Here is a 19,375-nt window from a genome sequence, read left to right as displayed (position 1 = left end):
GGGTTTAGAATTATTATACACATGTATATATATTTGTATAGACACTTGTATATCATCTATTGATTTCCATATCCTGACTCAGAGCGATATAATGCAACTCTAACTGTAAACTTCTGATATTTATGAGCAGCTCTACGATTACTCTTTCTCCTCTGCATGCCAGTGAATCCGCATCCATTTTGGAGCATCCAACTGCACGTACAGTCGGAAGAAAAGCCACAATCACGAAAGAAGAATTATTCCAAGCTGCTCTCAATCTTATCGGACCTCAAAAAAGCATCGCATCTTTAAGCTTACGCGAAGTTGCTCGTGAAGCAGGAATCGCTCCAAACAGTTTTTATAGACATTTTAAAGATATCGATGAACTTGCCATTGAATTGATTGATCGCTCAGGTATTGTTTTACGTCAAATCTTGCATCAAGCTCGATTAAAAGCAGTTCGCAATTCAAGTATTGTGCGTAGTTCAGTTGAAGTATTTATTGAACAGTTAGATGCTGACGAAGGTAATCTGAGCCTATTGTTACGTGAAGGTTATACTGGTTCTGCCTCTTATAAAGAGGCGGTTGAAAAACAGCTCAATTATTTTCAGCAAGAACTCATGGATGATCTTGTTCGTCTTGAGCAAAATAACCCTCATAAAATCAAGCATCCAGAATTGGCTGCAAAAGCGATTACTCAATTGGTATTCACTATGGGTGCTAAATTAATCAACATGCCACACGATGAAAGAAAAGTTGTAGCTGAACAAACGATGACGATGATCCGAATGATTTTAGAAGGCGCACGTCATCTGAAAGAATGAATATTGAGTGTCAAAAAAGCCCTTCAGTTGAAGGGCTTTTTTATTACTTTTCCCAAATTACTTCTTTATTTTGAGCAACCCAAGTTGGAATAAGTGCTTCGTACTTCGCCTCAATTTTATTACGCTTAATCTTCATAGTCGGCGTCAACATATCGTTATCCATCGTCCACAAATCCATGATGACCACAAAGAATGCAATTTTTTCATGCGGTTCAAGCTTTTCATTAATTTCATTCTTCAACTCAATTAATTTTGCTTCGATATCATCACGTTTATTATCTTGCTGTAATTTATTGCGAATTTCTTCTGCCAACATCACAAAGGCGATCGGCTGTTTATGGCTTGCACCACCAACACAGACAGATTCAATCATTTGGTTATTACCAATCTTTTGTTCAATTGGTACAGGCATTACATACTTACCTTTCTGAGTTTTAAAGATGTCCTTTACACGTCCAGTAATTTTTAGACGGCCAGTCGCATCAATTTCACCCATGTCACCTGTTCTTAAATAGCCATCCTCAGTCAAATCTTCAGCTGTTTTTTCTGGGTTTTTGTAATAACCCAACATGGTTCCTGGGCTTCTGACTAAAATCTCACCATTTTCATCAATCTTGCAGTCTACTCGTGCTTGAACATGTCCGACATATCCACTCATATATTCACCCATACGTGTGATATGCGAGTATCCACAGTTTTCTGTCATTCCATAAACTTCAAGCAACTCTAAGCCCAAATTACGATACCATTTAATAATATCTACGGGTAAAGGTGCAGAACCCGTTAAAGCATAACGAACATGATTCAAACCCAATTTTGCCAAGAGTTTTTGCTTAATCTTATTGCCCAAGAATGGGATTTTAAACAACACGTTTTGTACATTAAGTGGAATTTTTTCATTAATCCCCAAATAAAATTTGGTCCATAAACGTGGCACAGAAAAGAAGATCGTTGGTTTTGCACGATTAAGATCTTCAATAAATGTATCTAATGAATTGGCAAAATAAACGGTAAAACCACAAATCATCACGGATGATTGAATAAATACACGCTCTGCAACATGAGCTAGCGGCAAGTAAGATAAAGCACGATCTTTTTCTGAAACACCAAACGTAGATTTCAGCTCACTCGCAGGTGAGAGTAAGGTCTTATAACTTTGCATAACGCCCTTAGGTAGACCTGTACTGCCCGAGGTATAAATAATGGTCGCAAGCTCATCCTCGTTTGGAAAATAAGGCTCACTGGTTGGTGCTGTTTTCGCAGTGATTTCATCCCATGTCGGCGCATTATAGTCAGGCGCCAATGGCAATTTAATACAATGCATATCTCGCGGGATGATTTGTTTTACATCGTTCCAACTATCTCCAATGCCATCCAACTTACCGATAAACAGAGCCTTAGTTTCACTATGATCTAGAACATATTTGGTGCCTTCACCATTGAGAGTCGTATATAAGGGAACCGACACGTGCCCTGCCATCCAAATGGCTAGATCTGCCATGATCCAATGCGCACTATTTTTACCAAAAATTGCAATCTGTGAGCGGCCTGGCAAATTCAGAAATTGTAAATAAGCAGCCATTTTTTTGACTTGACTGGCCACTTCTCCCCAGGTGTATTTAATCACCTGACCATTTGGTAAAGGCTGAACCAAGAAATCTTGGTTTGGCGATTTCTTTTCCCAATACATTAAGTAGTGAATATGAGTCGGTAAAAACTCAAATTGGTTGTTGTGCTGATTTACTTCCATGTGAAATGACTCCCAATAACGCATCATTGTTGTTATGTAATGACTCATAACCGAAAGCTGATTTAATCGTTTTAAACTCGTCCTGAGTTCCTGATTGCCGAGTAAAAACTACAGCTTTACGATTTAAATTTTCGAATTATTTTCTAATTTCTATCATGAATTCTGATCAAAATCCAACCATTATTTTGCTCAGTTTAATTGCGCTATATTTTTGATAAAATTGTAATTTAAGACCAATGTGTTGATGATTATCGCCAATGTACTTGGACAATGATTATCCTATAACTAAATCAAACTCATGGATAGAGATTGATCATTATGGCTCAGATTGCCACTATTTTACGTGCAAAAACTCAACTCATGGCTGTCAAAGCCCTCACCCTTGCAATCCCAGTATCACATCCTCTCGTATTTGCGGGTGAGGATTCATCAATGCAATTGTGTGGCAATATTGCTCAGCTCGGCATGAAAAAAGTGATGATTGTGACTGATGCAGTATTAGTCAAATTAGGTGTCATACAACCCATTCAAGATCAATTACAGCACAATGGGATTGAAGTTGTTATTTTCTCTGATGTAAAACCTGATCCAACTTGTGAAATTGTCGAAAAATCTCTAGCACTGTTTAAAAATACCGGATGCGATAGCGTATTGGGTATAGGGGGTGGTTCGACGATTGATACAGCAAAAGTATTAGCGCTCGCAGCCGCAAACCATAAATCGCCTAAACAACTTTTTGGAATTTTAAAAAGCCGTAAACCTGCATATCCATTGTTCGTGATTCCGACCACCGCAGGTACAGGTTCTGAAGTTACCATTGCCGCAGTTATTTCAGACAGTGAAACTCATATTAAAGGCTTAGTTATTGATCCCAAAGTCGTTCCATTAGCAACTGCTTTAGATCCCGTCATCATGAAAGGCATGCCACCTGCTATCACTGCTGACACTGGTATCGATGCCCTTACTCATGCAATTGAATCGTGGGTAAGCGGATTCGCCAACAAACAATCAGATTATTACGCCAGTGCAGCCATGAAATTGATCATGGAAAATTTAAAAACTGCATTTGAAGATGGTCAGAATATTGCAGCACGTGAAGCAATGGCGCTCGGTTCTCATTATGCTGGTTTGGCAATGAATAGCGCTGGAATTGGCTATGTACATGCTTTGGCACATCAATTAGGGACTCAATATCAAATCCCACACGGACGCGCTAATGCCATTATCTTGCCTCATGTTCTAGAATTTAATCGTAAAGCATCAGAAAAACGCTTAGCACTAGCAGCGAAGAAAATTGGTTTAAGCTCGTCACACACTTCAGATGAACAAGCCGCAAATATATTCATTCAAAGCGTAAAGCAATTACTCAAAGATTTGAAAATCGATACTGAGATTCCGAATTTAAAAAAGCAAGATTTCCCAGAGATGATTAAATCTGCTTTTACTGAAGCCCATGGAATTTATGCCGTACCAAAATACATGAATTATTCAGATGCTGAGCAAATTTTAAATCGACTTTAATGCCAATAAGGCACGAATAAAAGCTCAGTATACAATCGTGTCTACTGAGCTTTTTTAATTTGCGACAAGGAATGCCGCCATGTTAAAAAATTTAGATTCACTAAACCCTTTTATTCATGTCACGATTGAGAATAGAATCCTGACCATCAAAATTGATCACCCCGAGCAAAAAAATGCTTTAACTGGGGAAATGTACAATGACATTGCAAAAATATTGGATGCAGCAAATCAATCTCAACAAGTGAATGTTGTGATTTTACAGGGTAACGAACATGATTTTACCGCAGGAAATGATCTGAAAGATTTTATGTCTGCCGCTCAAAAATATGTTGGTTTAGCCGCTGATGCTACACCACCCTTTGTCTTCCTAAAAGCGATCGCAAGATTTTCTAAACCTATTATTGCTGCGGTACGTGGCTGCACTATAGGCGTTGGCGTCACTATGCTATTTCACTGTGACATGGTATACGCTCACCCCGATACAGAATTTCAAATTCCATTTGTAAGTTTGGGATTATCTGTAGAAGGTGGCACCAGCCTTCTTTTCACTGAGTTGGCTGGTTATCATATGGCTGCCGAATTATTGCTCACAGGTCGAAAATTTTCAGCGGAAGAGGCGCTAAAATGTCGAATCATCAATCAGATTTGCGAGCAACCTGAACAATTAGCTTTGCAGCGAGCTCAACAGATGAGTCAACTGCCAATGACCACGCTAAAAATTATTAAAAAACAAATTCGACCCGAGCAAGATCAAATTCTGAATTGTATTGTTCAGGAAGCTGAGGTTGTTGCAGAACGTTTAACATCACCTGAAATGATTGAAGCCGTGATGGCTTTCTTACAAAAAAGAAAACCTGACTTCAATCAATTTCTGCAGTCCTAAAAAAAGCACCCTAGGGTGCTTTTTTTATTTTATGGCTTTACCACCACCAAGACTCGAATCGCTTCAGGCGTTACAGCTAAACCTTCTAAAAGGCTTAAGCCTTCTTTTTGAAGCTTCTGCAAACGTGCAATTTCATCTTCGCGAATACTTGGGTTAAATTGTTTCAAATAACTTAAACGATCAATTTCATATTGCCATTTATTGCTATAGATTTCTTTCGCTTGCTGTTTTAATTCAGGCAAAGCACCTTTTGCAATGTCTAAAGCTTGTGCATAACGTTGTTCAACGACATCACGACGTGCTTTCACCACTTGGCGACAACTATTACCATCAAGATGATGTAAGTATGGTTTCAAAATATCTGGTGCAATTTTAGCTGATAAATCTTGGCCTTTTTCACTTAATAACACACGAATCAATTGTGTTGGTAAACTCGCTGGCAAGTTCAATGCTTTCGGTGCAATCACATCCACTTTGAACCACACCTCAACTAAAACTGAACCTTGTGGTAAAGCTGCAGATTTCAATAACGCCACATTGGTACTACCAAACGATTGCGTATTGATCATTTCCATGACACTTTCAGTGAAAGGATGCTCAAGCGTTATGTATTGCGCATCTTCACGGATCTGAGCCTGATCACGATAGAACGTCACGGTCATGCCTTCCTCATCCAAAGTCAGACCTTGGACTTGCATTTGATCAGTAGGCTTAATAATCACCGTGCCATTACTTTGCTCATCAAAATCAATATTGGTTGACGCCATGAAGCGTTTCATAAACATTGGCAAAGTCGTATTGTCATCATACTCTTCAAGCGCTTGCACAATTTCTTGCGCAACCATTGGGCGACAAGAATTGTATTCCAATAAACGATCACGTCCTGCTTGTAGCTCTTGCTCTAAAGCTTCACGTTGCACACTCACGGCTTCAAGCAAATCTTCAAAGGCTTGACCTTTATCAGCCAACAAGCAATCTTTAAGATCAACAATAAAATTTTCTTGTAAGGTTTGCGCAGTTGGAGAAATATTGCTGAAAATATTTAATGCTTCATTGTACCAACGGAACATACGCTCTTGTGCAGTGCCCACTAAATATGGCACATGAATCTGAATACGGTTTTCTTGACCAATACGATCAAGTCGACCAATACGCTGTTCAAGAACATCAGGGTTCGCTGGCAAATCAAATAGGATTAAATCTGAAGCAAACTGGAAGTTACGACCTTCTGAACCAATTTCTGAACACAATAAAATCTGAGCACCATATGAATCTTCTGCAAAATAAGCAGCTGCTTGGTCACGCTCTAATAGACTCATGCCTTCATGGAACATTGCTGTACGGATCCCTGCATGGATACGTAATGCATTTTCTAAAGCTTCAACTACAGGCCCACTACGCGCAATGAGTAAGACTTTTTTATGCTTTAACTGAGTACGGAGCATTTCCATAATCCACGTTACACGCGGATCAGTTTCCATCCAAGCACCGTCCAATTGCGCTTCTTCTGGCCACATTTGTTCACGAAGTTTACCATCCATCGACCATCCTTCTGGCGCAGGTAATGGTGCAGGCTGACAATCGCGACCAGGGAAGCCTTGAATCGCTTCACGTGTATTACGGAATAGTACACGCCCCGTACCGTGACGATCTAACAATTCATGAATTGCACGGAAACGCTGTTCTGGATCATCTTCAATCTTGTGACCCAGTAACTGCTCAATCGCTTGGAAATGATCAGCTTCAAGAGCCTGATCCGACATCAGCACTTCTGCAATTTGAGCTGTTTGCTGATATTTTTCCTCTTCATCTAAGAAACGATCAAGCGAACTAAAACGTTGTGGATCGAGTAAACGTAAACGGGCAAAATGAGACTCGACACCTAACTGTTCAGGCGTTGCAGTCAGTAAAAGTACCCCTGCTGTTTTTTCAGCAAATTCTTCAACAAGGTCATAGCGGTCATTACCACCTTCTTCTTCTGACCACATTAAGTGATGTGCTTCATCCACCACAAGCAAATCAAAACCGGCTTCAAGTGCTTGCTCACGTAAATCTTCGTGGTCGATCATGAGATCAACAGATGCAATGATGCACTGTTCAGTTAAGAACGGATTCAATTCTGGATCATGTTCTTTGATCGAAGCAGTACGCGTTAAATCAAATAGCGAGAAATTCAAATTGAAACGGCGACGCATTTCAATCATCCACTGATATTGCAGCGAATCAGGAACTAAAACCAGGATGCGTTCAGAACGTCCTGTTTTAAGTTGCTGGTGTATGATTAAACCTGCTTCAATGGTTTTACCTAGACCAACTTCATCCGCCAATAAGACACGTGGAGCAAAGCGCTTACCTACTTCATGCGCGATATAAAATTGGTGAGGAATCAATCCAACACGAGCACCCACCATGCCACGTAATGGACTATTTTGCATATTAGCTTGCATTTGTAATGCTTCAATACGCAGGTCATACCATTCTTTATAATCAATTTGGCTTGCCAGTAAACGATCAAGTGGTTTAGACAATTGAATCGTCGCACCAACACGGGTTTCATTTAATGATTTGCGTTCATCAGTACCATCTTGTAACTGACGAATGACGTTATAACGAATAACGCCACCACGCTCTTCTAATGATTCGACTTTCCAGACGATGCCCTCTTGGTCTTGAAGCTCATCATTCACATTGAACACAATTCGAGATAAAGGTGCGTTACTACGTGCATAGACACGGGTTTCGTCACTTTTAGGAAAGAGGATACTAATTGATCGTTCATTTACATCAATCAAAACCCCTAAACCTAACTCTGTCTCTGTGTCTGATAACCAACGTTGACCAATAGCAAACTGCTGCAATTTTTCCACCTTATCTCAAGTTAGGACTGAAAACTTATGCTCAAACAGGAGATGATTTGAGCAAAATTTAACGTCTATAAGCAATATATTTTGACATAAAGCCCACCAAAAAGTGAGCAATATTTAGCACCGATCTATTTAATTGATCATAACCAAGATTTCATTATGATCAGATCATAAAATATTCGTATGCTGATTTAAAAATGTGTATTTAGAACGGCACTGGACAATGAAAGTTCAGTCGTTCACCGGTAACAGGATGATTGAAACTTAACTGCTCTGCATGCAAACAGAGTCGATCTTTCAAAGCTTGTTGCGCTGGTGTTGCATACAAAGTATCCCCTACGATGGGATGCCCTAAATGCTGCATATGAACGCGAAGTTGATGTGCTCGACCTGTGATTGGCGTTAATATTACGCGTGTCACCCACTGATCTTGAATTTGAAATTTTTCAACTGCTTCCCAATGCGTTAACGCTGCTTTATTGTGATGCTCATCTACGATATGCAATGGCGGACGCGATGGGTCGTAAATCACAGGAATATCTACAGTTCCTTGACCTTCTACACATCCCGCGACTAGTGCTTGATAAGTTTTATCCGTTTCACGTTCTTGAAATTGGCGCGAAATCGATTTTTGACCTGTTTTGCTGAGTCCAAATACCAATAAGCCGGATGTATCACGATCTAAACGATGAATAAGAAGTGTACGCGGTTCTTCTTGAAGAAGACGATTGATAACGCAATCTTGAAGGTCAGGCGTTTTGCCCGGAACAGAAAGTAATCCAGCTGGTTTGTGAATCACCATAAAATCTTGATCACGATGAATGAGATGTTCCTGAAGAAAATGACTCAAATTTCTATTCCTAGCAGATCGTGAAAACAAGGCGGCAATAATAGAAAGCTTAGCGATAAATTACAATCTTGAAATGGACAAACAGTGACGATTTTTCCGATATCTGATAGAAATTAAATCAATCTAACGATTCAAATGAATTAAGTTTTGTTTGTGACATCTAGCTGTCTTTTCTCAGGATAGGAAGCAATTGAGAAAGTGTGCAATTTTGCCCAAATGATTCAAAATCTATATGTGCGCCATTGGCTCTCCACAAGCCAATCAAACTCACCATTGCGACCGAATCTAAGCCATAGCGCCTTAAATCTTGAAATGGATCAATTTCTAAAATATCGAATTCAAGGTATTCAGCAATAGACAGCAATATACCCTTTTCAGAAAGAATAAATGAGGTCGGCGCACTCAATTCCAGCATTCGAATCATGGAAGATGTATTCATATGATGAATACCTTGTTCTACACAGTTCTGAATCCACTGTAAATGTTGGCTCTTCGTTTCTACATGAACAGCATCGTTCACCACACAAATTTGAGGAGTAATCGAAATGATATGCTGTAAAAGTTGCTTTATAGGTGAATTGATCATGCCAGACACAATGAGTTGTTTCTTTTCTGCGAGTAATTCACCCAACTGCGCTACTTTAGAAAATGATTGCTGCTCTTCAATTTCAATCACTTCAATATCTAAAGCCTGAGCTTTTTTAATTAAGCGATTTAAATGAATTAATAATTCTTGATGTTGGTCATTGCTATATTCAGCTAAACGTTGAAATCCAAAAACCACCAAGACGCATTGTTCAGCTTCAATGGACCACTTTGCCAAACTCCCGCTGAGTTCAATTTTTTTGGGTGGTGTATAAAAATATGACATTGCCACTTTAATCAGCTAAAGCCAAGAAAACTTCTATGGCATGCAGCGCAATTTCAGCATCTTCAAAAGATTTAGCACCTGAAACTCCCACAGCTCCCACCAATTGCCCTTGATAAATAATGGGTTCTGCACCTTCTAACATTCCCGACAATGAGTGAACAGTCAGAAAACCCAATTGCCCATCTTTGATCAGCTCTTCAAAAATTTGAGATGGGTGGCGGCTCAAAGCTGAACATTTTGCTTTTTCGGCTGACAAATTCGCAGTCATCGGAGAGGCACCATCCATGCGTTTCATTGCAAGTAAACTTCCAGTTTCATCTACAACAGAAATACTGACATTCAACTTTTTATCAATCGCATATTGTTGCGCACGCGTCAGTAAGAACTCCGCGTCTTCTAAAGTTAAATAATGTTTTAATTTCATTTCTATTTTAAGTCCGTGAATTTTATACGTGCAAAAAAGCCTACAGTATTTACACTGTAGGCTTATGTTAATAGATTTTCAAAAAAATTCTATTTTAAACGCGCAAATACATTCTTAGCTGCTTGAATAGTGAACGCAATATCTTCATCGGAATGCGCACTTGAGATAAAGCCGGCTTCAAAAGCAGAAGGCGCTAAATTTACACCTTCATCCAACATGCCATGGAAGAATTTACGGAACATTTCAACATCGCATTTCAACATTGAATCAAAGCTTGTGATGTCTTCTTGATCAGTGAAATACAATCCAAACATACCTCCAACCTGTTGAGTCTTAAATGGTATACCTGCTTCATCAGCGGCAGTCTGTAAACCAGTCAATAACTTTTCGAGCTGTGCGGTTAGATTTTCATAGAAACCTGGTTGACGAAGATGTTTAAACATCTCAATCCCAGCTCTCATTGCCAGCGGATTACCTGACAAAGTTCCTGCTTGGTAAACTTTACCTAGAGGTGCAATACATTCCATCACCTCGCGCTTACCACCAAATGCGCCTACAGGAAGACCTGCACCAATAATTTTACCTAGCGTAGTTAAATCAGGCGTAACACCGTAGTGTGCTTGAGCTCCACCTAATCCCACACGGAATCCAGTCATCACTTCATCAATAATGAAGACTGCACCATGCTCATCACACACATGTCGAATGGCTTGCAAGTATCCATCAATTGGTTTGACCAAGTTCATGTTACCTGCAACAGGTTCAACAATAACACCCGCAATTTCGGAACCAAACTTAGCAAAGCATTCTTTTAAAGTCGCAATATCATTGTATGGAAGCGTCAATGTATGTTTAGCAAAATCAGCAGGAACACCCGCTGATGTCGCCTCGCCTTCACCACTTGTGAGTAGACCAGAACCTGCTTTCACTAAAAGTGAATCTGAGTGTCCATGGTAACAACCCTCAAACTTAACGATCTTGTCACGACCTGTATACCCACGTGCAAGTCGAATCGCAGTCATTGTTGCTTCTGTCCCTGAGTTGGTCATACGTACCAATTCAATTGACGGCATAATTTCACAGATAATATCTGCCAATGTCGTTTCATGCACTGTAGGTGCACCAAAACTTAGACCATCAACAGCGGCTTCTTGAACAGCTTTAATGATCGCAGGGTGTGCATGTCCTAAAATCATTGGTCCCCATGAACCAACATAATCCACATAGCGTTTGCCATCTACATCGTACAGGTATGCACCTTGAGCTTTTTCAATAAATACTGGCGTACCACCTACACCATTGAAGGCACGTACTGGTGAATTCACACCACCAGGAATATGTTTGCTGGCTTGTTTAAATAATTGTTCTTGCTTAGGAGATAAACTCATGAAAATTACTCAACTCAAAAAAGTAAAAAATTTAAGCTTGTTTAGCAAATAGCTCTGACCAGTCGTAAACACGTTGACCAACAGTTGACATCGAACGACCCAATACATCGCTAATGACAGCACAAAGATCTGCTCCGGCAGCAATCACTTCAGCACCATTTTCAACCGTCAAACCACCAATCGCGCAAATAGGTACATTTAATTTTGCTTTTGCAGCTTTTAACGTTTCTAAACCAATATTGCCTGCTTCAGGTTTGGTTTCTGTCGCATAAATTGCACCAAATGCTACATAATTTGCGCCGTCTGCGATCGCTTGCTCAGCTAGTTCAATAGAATTATTACAACTACGTCCAATTAAGACGTTTTTTGGCAATCTTTCCACAGCCTCTTGGATTGAACCATCATCTTGACCAAGATGCACACCCACGCCATATTTGACTGCGGCCTCTAAATCATCATTGATGACAAAAGGAACCTTATATTGATTACACATATTCTTCATGTATTCAATTTCATAAGCTTGATCTTCTTTCGCAACGTTTTTACGACGATACTGAAGTACTGCAACTTCATAAGTTGCCATCGCTCCTTCAAGCTTTGCTAATAGAAGTTCAATAGGATCATCGTTGGTGATTAAATACAAACCGCGCATAAAGAATAACTCTAGGCAAACACTAAAAATTTAAAACATTATAGGACAAAGCCTTGGAAGAACACATTCATAATTAGTATGAAAACACCTTTTGGCATGTTATGTACAGTAAATGCTTAAAGGATTCCCTCTTCCATTAAAGTACAGTCAATAATTTTGTATAATCTCAATTATATTAAATAGATGCGTTTAATTATTTGATTCAGTACTTAATTCATGATGTTTGATAACTTCATCAATAATCAATCGTAAAACTTGCCGGCAACTAATGGACTTAAATAGCTTCATCAGAAAGTTTTTTAAAATTAACAATTTGATTGTTTTCTCTTTCAGAGATCTACTGAGGGTAACTCAGATTAAGCCTTTAATTTTCCTAGTTTTATTAGTTTAGTTAAAGCGCTCGGATAGTATGAAAATGAGTGAAGCACCAATATTATCAATACATTTTCTTAATTCATTCAATTTTATAAAACGTTTTCATATAAATTAATTTTATCATTCATCATAAGCCTCCATTATTTATTCTATTGATGGCTCGCTCTAATTCATCATAATGATGAATACTCTCATCTGTAATTGCTTTTTTTAGTATTTTATTTGGGTGAAAAAAAATAGTTTTCATACCAACATTTTTTGCACCTTCTATATCAGCTTTAGGATTGTCACCAATAAAAATACAATCAGAAGGTGTACAATTTAACTGGTTACAAGCGTAAGCAAATATTTTTTTATCGGGCTTTCTCAAGCCAATCGCTTCTGAAACTATGATAGTCGAGAAATATTCGGTAAGACCTAAAGCATAAAAATTATGTTCCTGAAATGGGCTTCTTCCATTGGAGACTAACCCAATCTTATATCCCTTTTGATAAAGATCTGAAATGACTTTTTGGACGTCATCAAAACCAATTGAAAATTTATTGAAATCAGTAATGTAAGAATTAAGTAATTCATCAACAGTAAATTTTTTTATATTAAAATCTTTGATTAATTGACTGTAAACGATATCTTTCCAAACATTTCCATTATCATCCAATTCAATAAATTTTTTTATAAATGCATCTTTTAGTTCTTGTGGTACTAATTGGAAAAAATTTACTTGCCAACTTATAAAACGAATAAGTGACTCATTCCTATTCAAAATAGTTTGATCCAAATCAAACAGAAGTATGTTTCGCATTAAAAATACTTACTCTCATAATAAAAGTTCTATATATAGTTCATCTTCTTTTTTTTTCAGTATTATTCAAATTAACATAATATGTATTATATGCGGTTTATCAGAATAATACCGTTAACTCATCTAACTGAATACGTTAATTTTTTTATTTAATCCCAATATTTATAATTTGGATTTATTCATTGGATGTTAAGCCTCTCCAGCTATCATATAATCATATATTTGTGTAGCTTTCTTAAAACATTTCATGACAAAAAAAGCCCAGAATCTGCTGAGCTTTTTTAACAATATATAAATTTAGCTATCAATTTTATCAAATTTACGATCTTTCAAACTCAAGTTTCCGCGCAAAATATCCGATAACATTCTCCAGTCTGAAATAAAGCTATACAACGGTTGTTTAAAGCTTGCTGGCTTATTTTTTTCAAAAACAAAATGCCCCACCCACGCGCATGCGTAGCCTGAAACTAATCCGTAGACTAGATATTTAGCTTTACGCTGACGAATCGCTTGAGTAAAAAAATAAATACCGATTGAGCTACCTGCTGCATGTAAACGACGACTCATAATGCTGCGGTGTTCAGTCAAATAAAAACGATAAAATTCTGAGTAATTCTTGATGGGTAATTGAAGTTTAGCTTCTTCTTGCGATGAAGACGGCTCTACATAAGCATTCATTGTTGTATTCCTGTCCTTTTTTTTGACCACCATAATTCAAAAAATCGCACTTGAAAAGCTTATCTTACAAATATTGTGATTAATCATTCATTCAATTAAATGTAAGTGAATTGTCAAGATTGTGGTTCTAACTGAATCAGTTACAATCCCCTTTAAATTAAAAGGCAATCAAATGTCTTACTTCTATGAAAATGATTGATCAATTAGGAAAATCACATGCTTGAAATTGAATTAAAGTTTCAGATCCCAGAATCTCGACGAAATGCGATTTTAAAAGCAATCGATCCGAAAAAGTCTGAACTCATTCAAATGCAAGCAAAGTACTATGACACTCCAGATCGCCTACTCTCTCAGCATGGCATAGCCATTCGACAACGTCTTGAAAATACCAAATGGGTTCAAACCTTAAAAGCGACGAAAAGTAAAAGTCATTTACACCGTTTCGAACATAATCATAATTTAGGTAATCTTGAAGCTGCACCGAATTTAGATCTATCTATTTATTCAGATGATTCCGAAGCTTATAAGGTCTTAAATGACGCATTAAAAGGTGATTTTGACCAATTAGTCTTGCAGTTTGAAACAGACATTCAACGTACAGTCCGAGTAATTAGCTTTGAGAATGCTGAAATTGAAGTGTGTCTAGATATTGGCGTTGTACGATCAGGTGATCGAGAACATGAGATTCATGAAGTAGAGTTTGAACTCAAACAAGGAAAAGTTGAAACATTACTAGCGTTTAGTTTTGAGTGGGTCAAAAAATATCAACTTTGGCTAGATGTTCGAAGTAAAGCTGAGTTTGGAAATTTATTGGTTTCAAATTTAGTTGTAAGCCCAGCGCGAACTGAAAAAGAATGGATCGTTGCAAAAAAAGAAAGCGCAGAAAAAACGATTCGAATGATGATCGGTCATCATATGCAACATTTGCTGCCGAATATTGCTGCGATTTCTGCGGAAGTGGCTGAACAGGAACACATCGAACAAGCACATATTGCTTTGAACTATTTGTTTTTAAGTCTATCTATTTTTAAAGACTGGACATCAAAGAGCACAGATAAATGGGCACATCAGTTATATGCATTTAAAAGTCATTTTGAAAACCTAAAACATTATGAGCATATGCAACACACCTTAGGTGCTATTCTGCAAAACCCTAAAACTGCTGAAATGCTCAGCAAAGATGTGCTCTACGCCCGAGAAAAATTAAACAACTTAGTCAAATCTACCCAAAACGTTCAACACTATCTTGAACTTTTGAGTTTTAGTTTAGGCAATTCTAAGAAGGTGCAAACCCAAGACCTCAAAACCTATGCTCAAAATACGCTTCAACAACAGTATAAAGTTTTACAGGAATGTCTAAATGAAGCTGATCCCTCTAACTTTGAAAGTCTTGACCAATTGGCAATACATTTAAGTGAATTAAGATTCAGTTTCCCAGTCTTAACACAAATTTTTGATGTGAAAAATTTACAAAAATACGGCAAGGCGCTTAATGATGCACATTATGCAGCTGAACAATATCAAGTATTATCTTCCTCATCATCCTACTTACAGCAAACAGAATTAGAAGCCAGTGACTGGTTCGCCTTAGGTTGGTTGACGGCAAAGCAAGAAATTTACGCTGAAAAACTTTTGGAAGCGACTGAACAATTCCTAGTCAGTCGAAAATTTATCAAGTCATAAAATTCAAGTCAGAACTTTTCGTCAATGAGAAGTTCTGACTTAAAAACAATCCCAAGTTTGCATCGCCATGTGTACAACACTTTCCAATTGTTCAAAAGTTGCTCCATCACGTGCTTGCAAGCTTAGCCCTTGTAAAATCGTCATATAATAATCTGTCATTGCCTGAATATTAGTTTGTGCACTAATTTCACCTGAGGCTTGGGCAGCTAATAATTTTTCTAGTAAATTCGATTTAGATAGCTGTCTTTTTTCCGAAATTGATTGTTGTATTTGTTGATTTTGAATCGAACAGTTCATTGTCGACACGACCAACATACATCCTTTTGGTTTGTCTTCTTGCACCAGTCGTTTTAGATTTTCAATCAAATAGAGTTCCATTGCTAATTTTATGGAGTATGCCTGTTTAAAAATCATTTCCATCGAGCATGATTCATGCTTGAGATAATAGTCAATGCAACGATTAAAGAGCTCAGATTTATCACCATACGTACTATAAAGACTAGGTGCAGTGATTCCCATGGCGAATGTTAAGTCACTCATTGACGTGGCTTCATAACCGTATTTCCAAAATAGTGTCATGGCTTTTTCAAGTGCGTGTTCTTCATTAAAACACTTAGGACGTCCACGCCCCTTAGATAGTGATTTGGCACTATCCATTTGATTTATTGGCTTTGAACTTTCCTGCATATTCAACCCAATTAATTTTATAATGATCATTAATAAATTAATTGACCCAGATCTTAAATTCAAATATTTTATTTTTATAACAATCATTATGAAATTATTTTCAAGGAGCGTTGGTCAATGAAATCTGAATCTCATCTGACTGAAACCGCTGTTCATTCTCCATCTCCTACAGAAAATCAAGGAAATTGGTTTGCTGTTATTACACTTTCCATCACCGCTTTTATATTAGTGACCAGTGAGTTTCTCCCTATTGGTGTGCTCAATGCAATCGCACTAGATCTCAACATTTCAGTCGGTACTGCTGGCCTGTTCATTACCCTTCCAGGCGTGATGGGTGCTTTCGCAGCACCGCTTATCTCAGTCTGGGTGAAGCAACTTGATCGACGCTATTTATTAATCGCACTCACAGCGGTCATGGTCATTGCAAATTTCATTACGAGCTATTCAGAAAGTTTCACTTTGATTCTATTGAGTCGCTTTTTCTTGGGTATCGCGATAGGCGGATTCTGGGCAACTGCAATCGCCTTAAGTGGTCGTGTTGCACCTCCTCACCTACCCATCGCCAAAGCAACAGCTATCGTCATGGCTGGCGTGACTCTGGCAACTGTGCTGGGTGTTCCGGTTGGAACATGGCTAAGTGAAATTTACGGTTGGCGTAATGCTTTTATGATCACCTCAGTGATTGGTGCCATTATTCTGTTATTTGAAATTAAATTCCTACCGAAATTACCGCCGACTTCAGCTATTCAATATAGTGATCTCCCCGCATTGTTTCGAGATCCAAAAGCTCGTAAAGGGTTAATCATTGTTTTATTTATCGGATTAGCGCATTTTTCAACGTACAGTTACCTGGCGCCATTCTATAAAAATGAAGCAGGATTTGATGGTTCAACCATCAGTTCATTACTTCTTATTTATGGAGCAGCAGGCTTCTTAGGCAATGCATTCTCTGGTTATAGCAGCAATATCAATGTCCGCTATACGCTTTTTGCTGTTGCATTGTGTTTAGCAATCGTATTCCTGACATTCCCTGTTTATGCCAAATTCTTACCTGGTGCATATATTCTTACAGCATTATGGGGTTTTGCTTTTGGTGCCTTTCCTACGACAGCCAATATTTGGATGTTTTTACATGCGCCACATGCGGTTGAAAAAGGGATGCCTCTTTTTGTCAGTATGTTCCAAATCATGATTGCAGCAGGCGCATTATTTGGTGGTTTTATGGTAGATCACTTCAATACCAGCACCTTAATTTACAGTGTATTGATTTTTATCTCTTTAGCTGTAATTGCAGTATTCACACATAGTCGAGGATTGAATAATCCTAAAGCTCAGCAATGTACATCAATTAATTGAGTTGAGTTGAGTTGAGTTGAGTGTAATTTTTTACGCTCAACTCTTAAATAATTCTATGAAATATAAACTCATTTGGTTGAGTGAAATCAATTTAAGAAATTAACGCGCTAAATTCTCAACCATCATTCAAATCGATCAATGCACCAATTCGGTGACATTTGCACAAAAATGATGAATTTTTTCATGAAAAATCCGTTAATCACTCCTCCATATTATTAATTATACCTAAATTATATATTTATCATTATTTATTAGTTGGCATACAAAATGCATTCATTATGATGAGTCTATCGTTTAACGCTAGTTATTCGATTTACTTGAAAATAAAATCAAACATGAATGGTGAATACAATGAATAATTCAAATCCAACAACTTTAAAAGAACTTACATTAGATGAAATTGAAGCAGTATCTGGTGCAGGTTTAGTGACTAATTTGCTTGGTACTGTCGGCTCTCTTGTAGGATTAAAAGATCCTTTAGTGAAAATTGGCACTGGCGTAAATGAAACACTTAATGGAACAATTGATTCACTAGGATTAGGTGTATTAAAAGGTGTTGTAGACACGTTGATTTAATTTTAAAAATCTTATGAACAATAGACTTTTTAATCTTTCAAATCACTCATCAAAAGGCTCATGAATGAGCCTTTTGATTGATATCCTACAAGATTTTGAACCAGAATGCTCTATACATGGATTGTTCAGCAATACAATAATTTTCCTCTATTTATGGCATCTAAGTTCTGGGTTAATGTGAATTCTTCCGATGAGAAGCTTACTCAACCATAAGATTGGTAAATTCTGCTGCTAAACTTATATACATTCATCCCTAAAAATACACATCAAAAGCTGAACTTTTCTCACTTTGATTAAGTCATTATTTTAAAAAGTAGCAATTTCATACTCGATAATTTTCATTATATTGATAAATTAAATATTTAATTTTTAAAGGTGCGAACTTGAAGACAATTGGTTTATTAGGTGGAATGAGTTGGGAGTCGACTGATTTGTACTATCAACAAATCAATAAGATGGTTCAAACGAAACTTGGCAAGTTACACTCTGCTAAGGTTATTCTTATTAGCGTTGATTTCGCTGAAATTGAGGAGTTACAACGCAAAGGATTATGGGAAGATGCAGGAATCTATTTAAGAGATCAAGCCATACAATTAGAAAAAGCAGGTGCAGATGGCATAGTACTTTGTACAAATACAATGCACAAAGTAGCAACTTATATTGAGGAATCAACCAACGTACCATTTATTCATATAGCAGATGCGACAGCCATGGAAATCATGAGCCAGAAAATTACAAAAATTGGGCTGCTTGGTACTGCATTTACGATGGAACAAGATTTTTATAAAAGCAGATTGGAGGAAAAAGGACTTAAAGTAATAACACCTAATAAAGCGAGTAGAAAAATTGTTCATGATATTATTTACAACGAATTATGTTTAGGCATAATTAGCGAAGCTTCGCAAAAGAAATATATTCATATTGTCGAAGAATTAATATCTTCTGGCGCTGAAGGAATCATTTTAGGATGCACTGAGATTTGTATGCTTATAGGAGATCTAAAATTCTCAGTCCCTCTATTTGATACAACTTCTATTCATGCGCAAGCAGCTGTAGATTTTGTATTATCATAAATATTTCATAGCATAAAAATCATTCAGCTCATGCTAAAAAATATTTAACTGACATCAAAATCTATCATCAAGTACATGAATCGTTGCTCAAGACTAAATTTAATCAAATAAATACATATTTTAAAAAACACTTTTTTTG

General features: G+C 37.5%; 17 protein-coding genes. 7 read left to right on the top strand and 10 right to left on the bottom strand.

Translation table 11 applies throughout. The annotated features are described in order from the left end of the window. Positions 1–122 precede the first annotated feature (122 nt). The gene (gene fabR, locus AC1M9C_RS06265; protein WP_035267148.1) at positions 123–803 is read left to right on the top strand and encodes an HTH-type transcriptional repressor FabR; all 681 of its coding nucleotides are present in this window, start codon (positions 123–125) and stop codon (positions 801–803) included. 43 nt (positions 804–846) lie between these two features. Here fabR and AC1M9C_RS06260 read toward each other — a convergent pair whose 3' ends face one another. Continuing rightward, positions 847–2,553: an AMP-binding protein gene (locus AC1M9C_RS06260; protein ID WP_481953392.1), complete on the bottom strand. Its 1,707-nt coding sequence runs from the start codon at positions 2,551–2,553 to the stop codon at positions 847–849. A 318-nt stretch (positions 2,554–2,871) separates the two neighbouring features. On the opposite strand from AC1M9C_RS06260, the gene AC1M9C_RS06255 reads away from it, so the two are divergent. Beyond that, positions 2,872–4,074, top strand: a complete 1,203-nt coding sequence (locus tag AC1M9C_RS06255) for an iron-containing alcohol dehydrogenase (RefSeq protein WP_481953391.1) — start codon at positions 2,872–2,874, stop codon at positions 4,072–4,074. Between the two features lie 79 nt (positions 4,075–4,153). After that, positions 4,154–4,957, top strand: coding sequence for an enoyl-CoA hydratase-related protein (locus AC1M9C_RS06250; protein WP_481953390.1), 804 nt, complete (start codon positions 4,154–4,156; stop codon positions 4,955–4,957). A 29-nt stretch (positions 4,958–4,986) separates the two neighbouring features. Here AC1M9C_RS06250 and rapA read toward each other — a convergent pair whose 3' ends face one another. The 8 genes from rapA to AC1M9C_RS06210 all read right to left on the bottom strand — a co-directional run bounded on the left by rapA (position 4,987) and on the right by AC1M9C_RS06210 (position 13,861). After that, positions 4,987–7,824, bottom strand: a complete 2,838-nt coding sequence (gene rapA, locus AC1M9C_RS06245; protein WP_481586399.1) for an RNA polymerase-associated protein RapA — start codon at positions 7,822–7,824, stop codon at positions 4,987–4,989. Between the two features lie 202 nt (positions 7,825–8,026). After that, positions 8,027–8,671, bottom strand: coding sequence for an RluA family pseudouridine synthase (locus AC1M9C_RS06240; protein ID WP_481586400.1), 645 nt, complete (start codon positions 8,669–8,671; stop codon positions 8,027–8,029). A 160-nt stretch (positions 8,672–8,831) separates the two neighbouring features. Next, a complete protein-coding gene (locus AC1M9C_RS06235) occupies positions 8,832–9,548 on the bottom strand; it encodes an acyl carrier protein (protein WP_481953389.1) in 717 nt (238 codons plus the stop codon). A 1-nt stretch (position 9,549) separates the two neighbouring features. Next, positions 9,550–9,966, bottom strand: coding sequence for a GlcG/HbpS family heme-binding protein (locus tag AC1M9C_RS06230; RefSeq protein WP_035267160.1), 417 nt, complete (start codon positions 9,964–9,966; stop codon positions 9,550–9,552). An 89-nt stretch (positions 9,967–10,055) separates the two neighbouring features. Beyond that, positions 10,056–11,354 carry a glutamate-1-semialdehyde 2,1-aminomutase gene (gene hemL / locus AC1M9C_RS06225; RefSeq protein ID WP_481953388.1) on the bottom strand — a complete coding sequence of 433 codons (1,299 nt, stop codon included), beginning with the start codon at positions 11,352–11,354 and terminating at the stop codon, positions 10,056–10,058. Positions 11,355–11,385: 31 nt separating this feature from the next. Next, complete coding sequence (thiE, locus tag AC1M9C_RS06220) at positions 11,386–12,006, bottom strand: thiamine phosphate synthase (RefSeq protein ID WP_481953387.1); 621 nt, start codon at positions 12,004–12,006, stop codon at positions 11,386–11,388. A 502-nt stretch (positions 12,007–12,508) separates the two neighbouring features. After that, positions 12,509–13,183, bottom strand: a complete 675-nt coding sequence (locus tag AC1M9C_RS06215) for an HAD family hydrolase (RefSeq protein WP_481953386.1) — start codon at positions 13,181–13,183, stop codon at positions 12,509–12,511. A gap of 297 nt (positions 13,184–13,480) precedes the next feature. Continuing rightward, positions 13,481–13,861: an Mpo1-like protein gene (locus tag AC1M9C_RS06210; protein WP_035268687.1), complete on the bottom strand. Its 381-nt coding sequence runs from the start codon at positions 13,859–13,861 to the stop codon at positions 13,481–13,483. Positions 13,862–14,077: 216 nt separating this feature from the next. On the opposite strand from AC1M9C_RS06210, the gene AC1M9C_RS06205 reads away from it, so the two are divergent. Further along, a complete protein-coding gene (locus tag AC1M9C_RS06205) occupies positions 14,078–15,544 on the top strand; it encodes a CYTH domain-containing protein (RefSeq protein ID WP_481953385.1) in 1,467 nt (488 codons plus the stop codon). 39 nt (positions 15,545–15,583) lie between these two features. Here AC1M9C_RS06205 and AC1M9C_RS06200 read toward each other — a convergent pair whose 3' ends face one another. Continuing rightward, the gene (locus AC1M9C_RS06200) at positions 15,584–16,231 is read right to left on the bottom strand and encodes a TetR/AcrR family transcriptional regulator (RefSeq protein ID WP_481953384.1); all 648 of its coding nucleotides are present in this window, start codon (positions 16,229–16,231) and stop codon (positions 15,584–15,586) included. A gap of 117 nt (positions 16,232–16,348) precedes the next feature. Between AC1M9C_RS06200 and AC1M9C_RS06195 the strand changes: the two genes are divergently transcribed. The 3 genes from AC1M9C_RS06195 (at position 16,349) to AC1M9C_RS06185 (ending at position 19,236) form a co-directional block, all read left to right on the top strand. Then, positions 16,349–17,587, top strand: a complete 1,239-nt coding sequence (locus AC1M9C_RS06195) for an MFS transporter (RefSeq protein WP_481953383.1) — start codon at positions 16,349–16,351, stop codon at positions 17,585–17,587. 351 nt (positions 17,588–17,938) lie between these two features. Further along, positions 17,939–18,163 carry a hypothetical protein gene (locus AC1M9C_RS06190; protein WP_180028591.1) on the top strand — a complete coding sequence of 75 codons (225 nt, stop codon included), beginning with the start codon at positions 17,939–17,941 and terminating at the stop codon, positions 18,161–18,163. A 383-nt stretch (positions 18,164–18,546) separates the two neighbouring features. Then, complete coding sequence (locus AC1M9C_RS06185) at positions 18,547–19,236, top strand: aspartate/glutamate racemase family protein (RefSeq protein WP_180028590.1); 690 nt, start codon at positions 18,547–18,549, stop codon at positions 19,234–19,236. The last annotated feature ends 139 nt before the right edge of the window (positions 19,237–19,375 follow it).

This window comes from Acinetobacter sp. 24-47-39 (genome assembly GCF_056783825.1).
Note: the sequence above shows the minus strand (reverse complement) of the source record. Positions and strands in the feature narration are given on the sequence as shown.

Coding starts and splice junctions, on each gene's coding strand:
- fabR (WP_035267148.1), top strand. CDS start 123: ATGAGCAGCTCTACGATTACTCTTTCTCCTCTGCATGCCAGTGAATCC.
- AC1M9C_RS06260 (WP_481953392.1), bottom strand. CDS start 2,553: ATGGAAGTAAATCAGCACAACAACCAATTTGAGTTTTTACCGACTCAT.
- AC1M9C_RS06255 (WP_481953391.1), top strand. CDS start 2,872: ATGGCTCAGATTGCCACTATTTTACGTGCAAAAACTCAACTCATGGCT.
- AC1M9C_RS06250 (WP_481953390.1), top strand. CDS start 4,154: ATGTTAAAAAATTTAGATTCACTAAACCCTTTTATTCATGTCACGATT.
- AC1M9C_RS06230 (WP_035267160.1), bottom strand. CDS start 9,966: ATGAAATTAAAACATTATTTAACTTTAGAAGACGCGGAGTTCTTACTG.
- hemL (WP_481953388.1), bottom strand. CDS start 11,354: ATGAGTTTATCTCCTAAGCAAGAACAATTATTTAAACAAGCCAGCAAA.
- thiE (WP_481953387.1), bottom strand. CDS start 12,006: ATGCGCGGTTTGTATTTAATCACCAACGATGATCCTATTGAACTTCTA.
- AC1M9C_RS06215 (WP_481953386.1), bottom strand. CDS start 13,183: ATGCGAAACATACTTCTGTTTGATTTGGATCAAACTATTTTGAATAGG.
- AC1M9C_RS06210 (WP_035268687.1), bottom strand. CDS start 13,861: ATGAATGCTTATGTAGAGCCGTCTTCATCGCAAGAAGAAGCTAAACTT.
- AC1M9C_RS06205 (WP_481953385.1), top strand. CDS start 14,078: ATGCTTGAAATTGAATTAAAGTTTCAGATCCCAGAATCTCGACGAAAT.
- AC1M9C_RS06200 (WP_481953384.1), bottom strand. CDS start 16,231: ATGCAGGAAAGTTCAAAGCCAATAAATCAAATGGATAGTGCCAAATCA.
- AC1M9C_RS06195 (WP_481953383.1), top strand. CDS start 16,349: ATGAAATCTGAATCTCATCTGACTGAAACCGCTGTTCATTCTCCATCT.
- AC1M9C_RS06190 (WP_180028591.1), top strand. CDS start 17,939: ATGAATAATTCAAATCCAACAACTTTAAAAGAACTTACATTAGATGAA.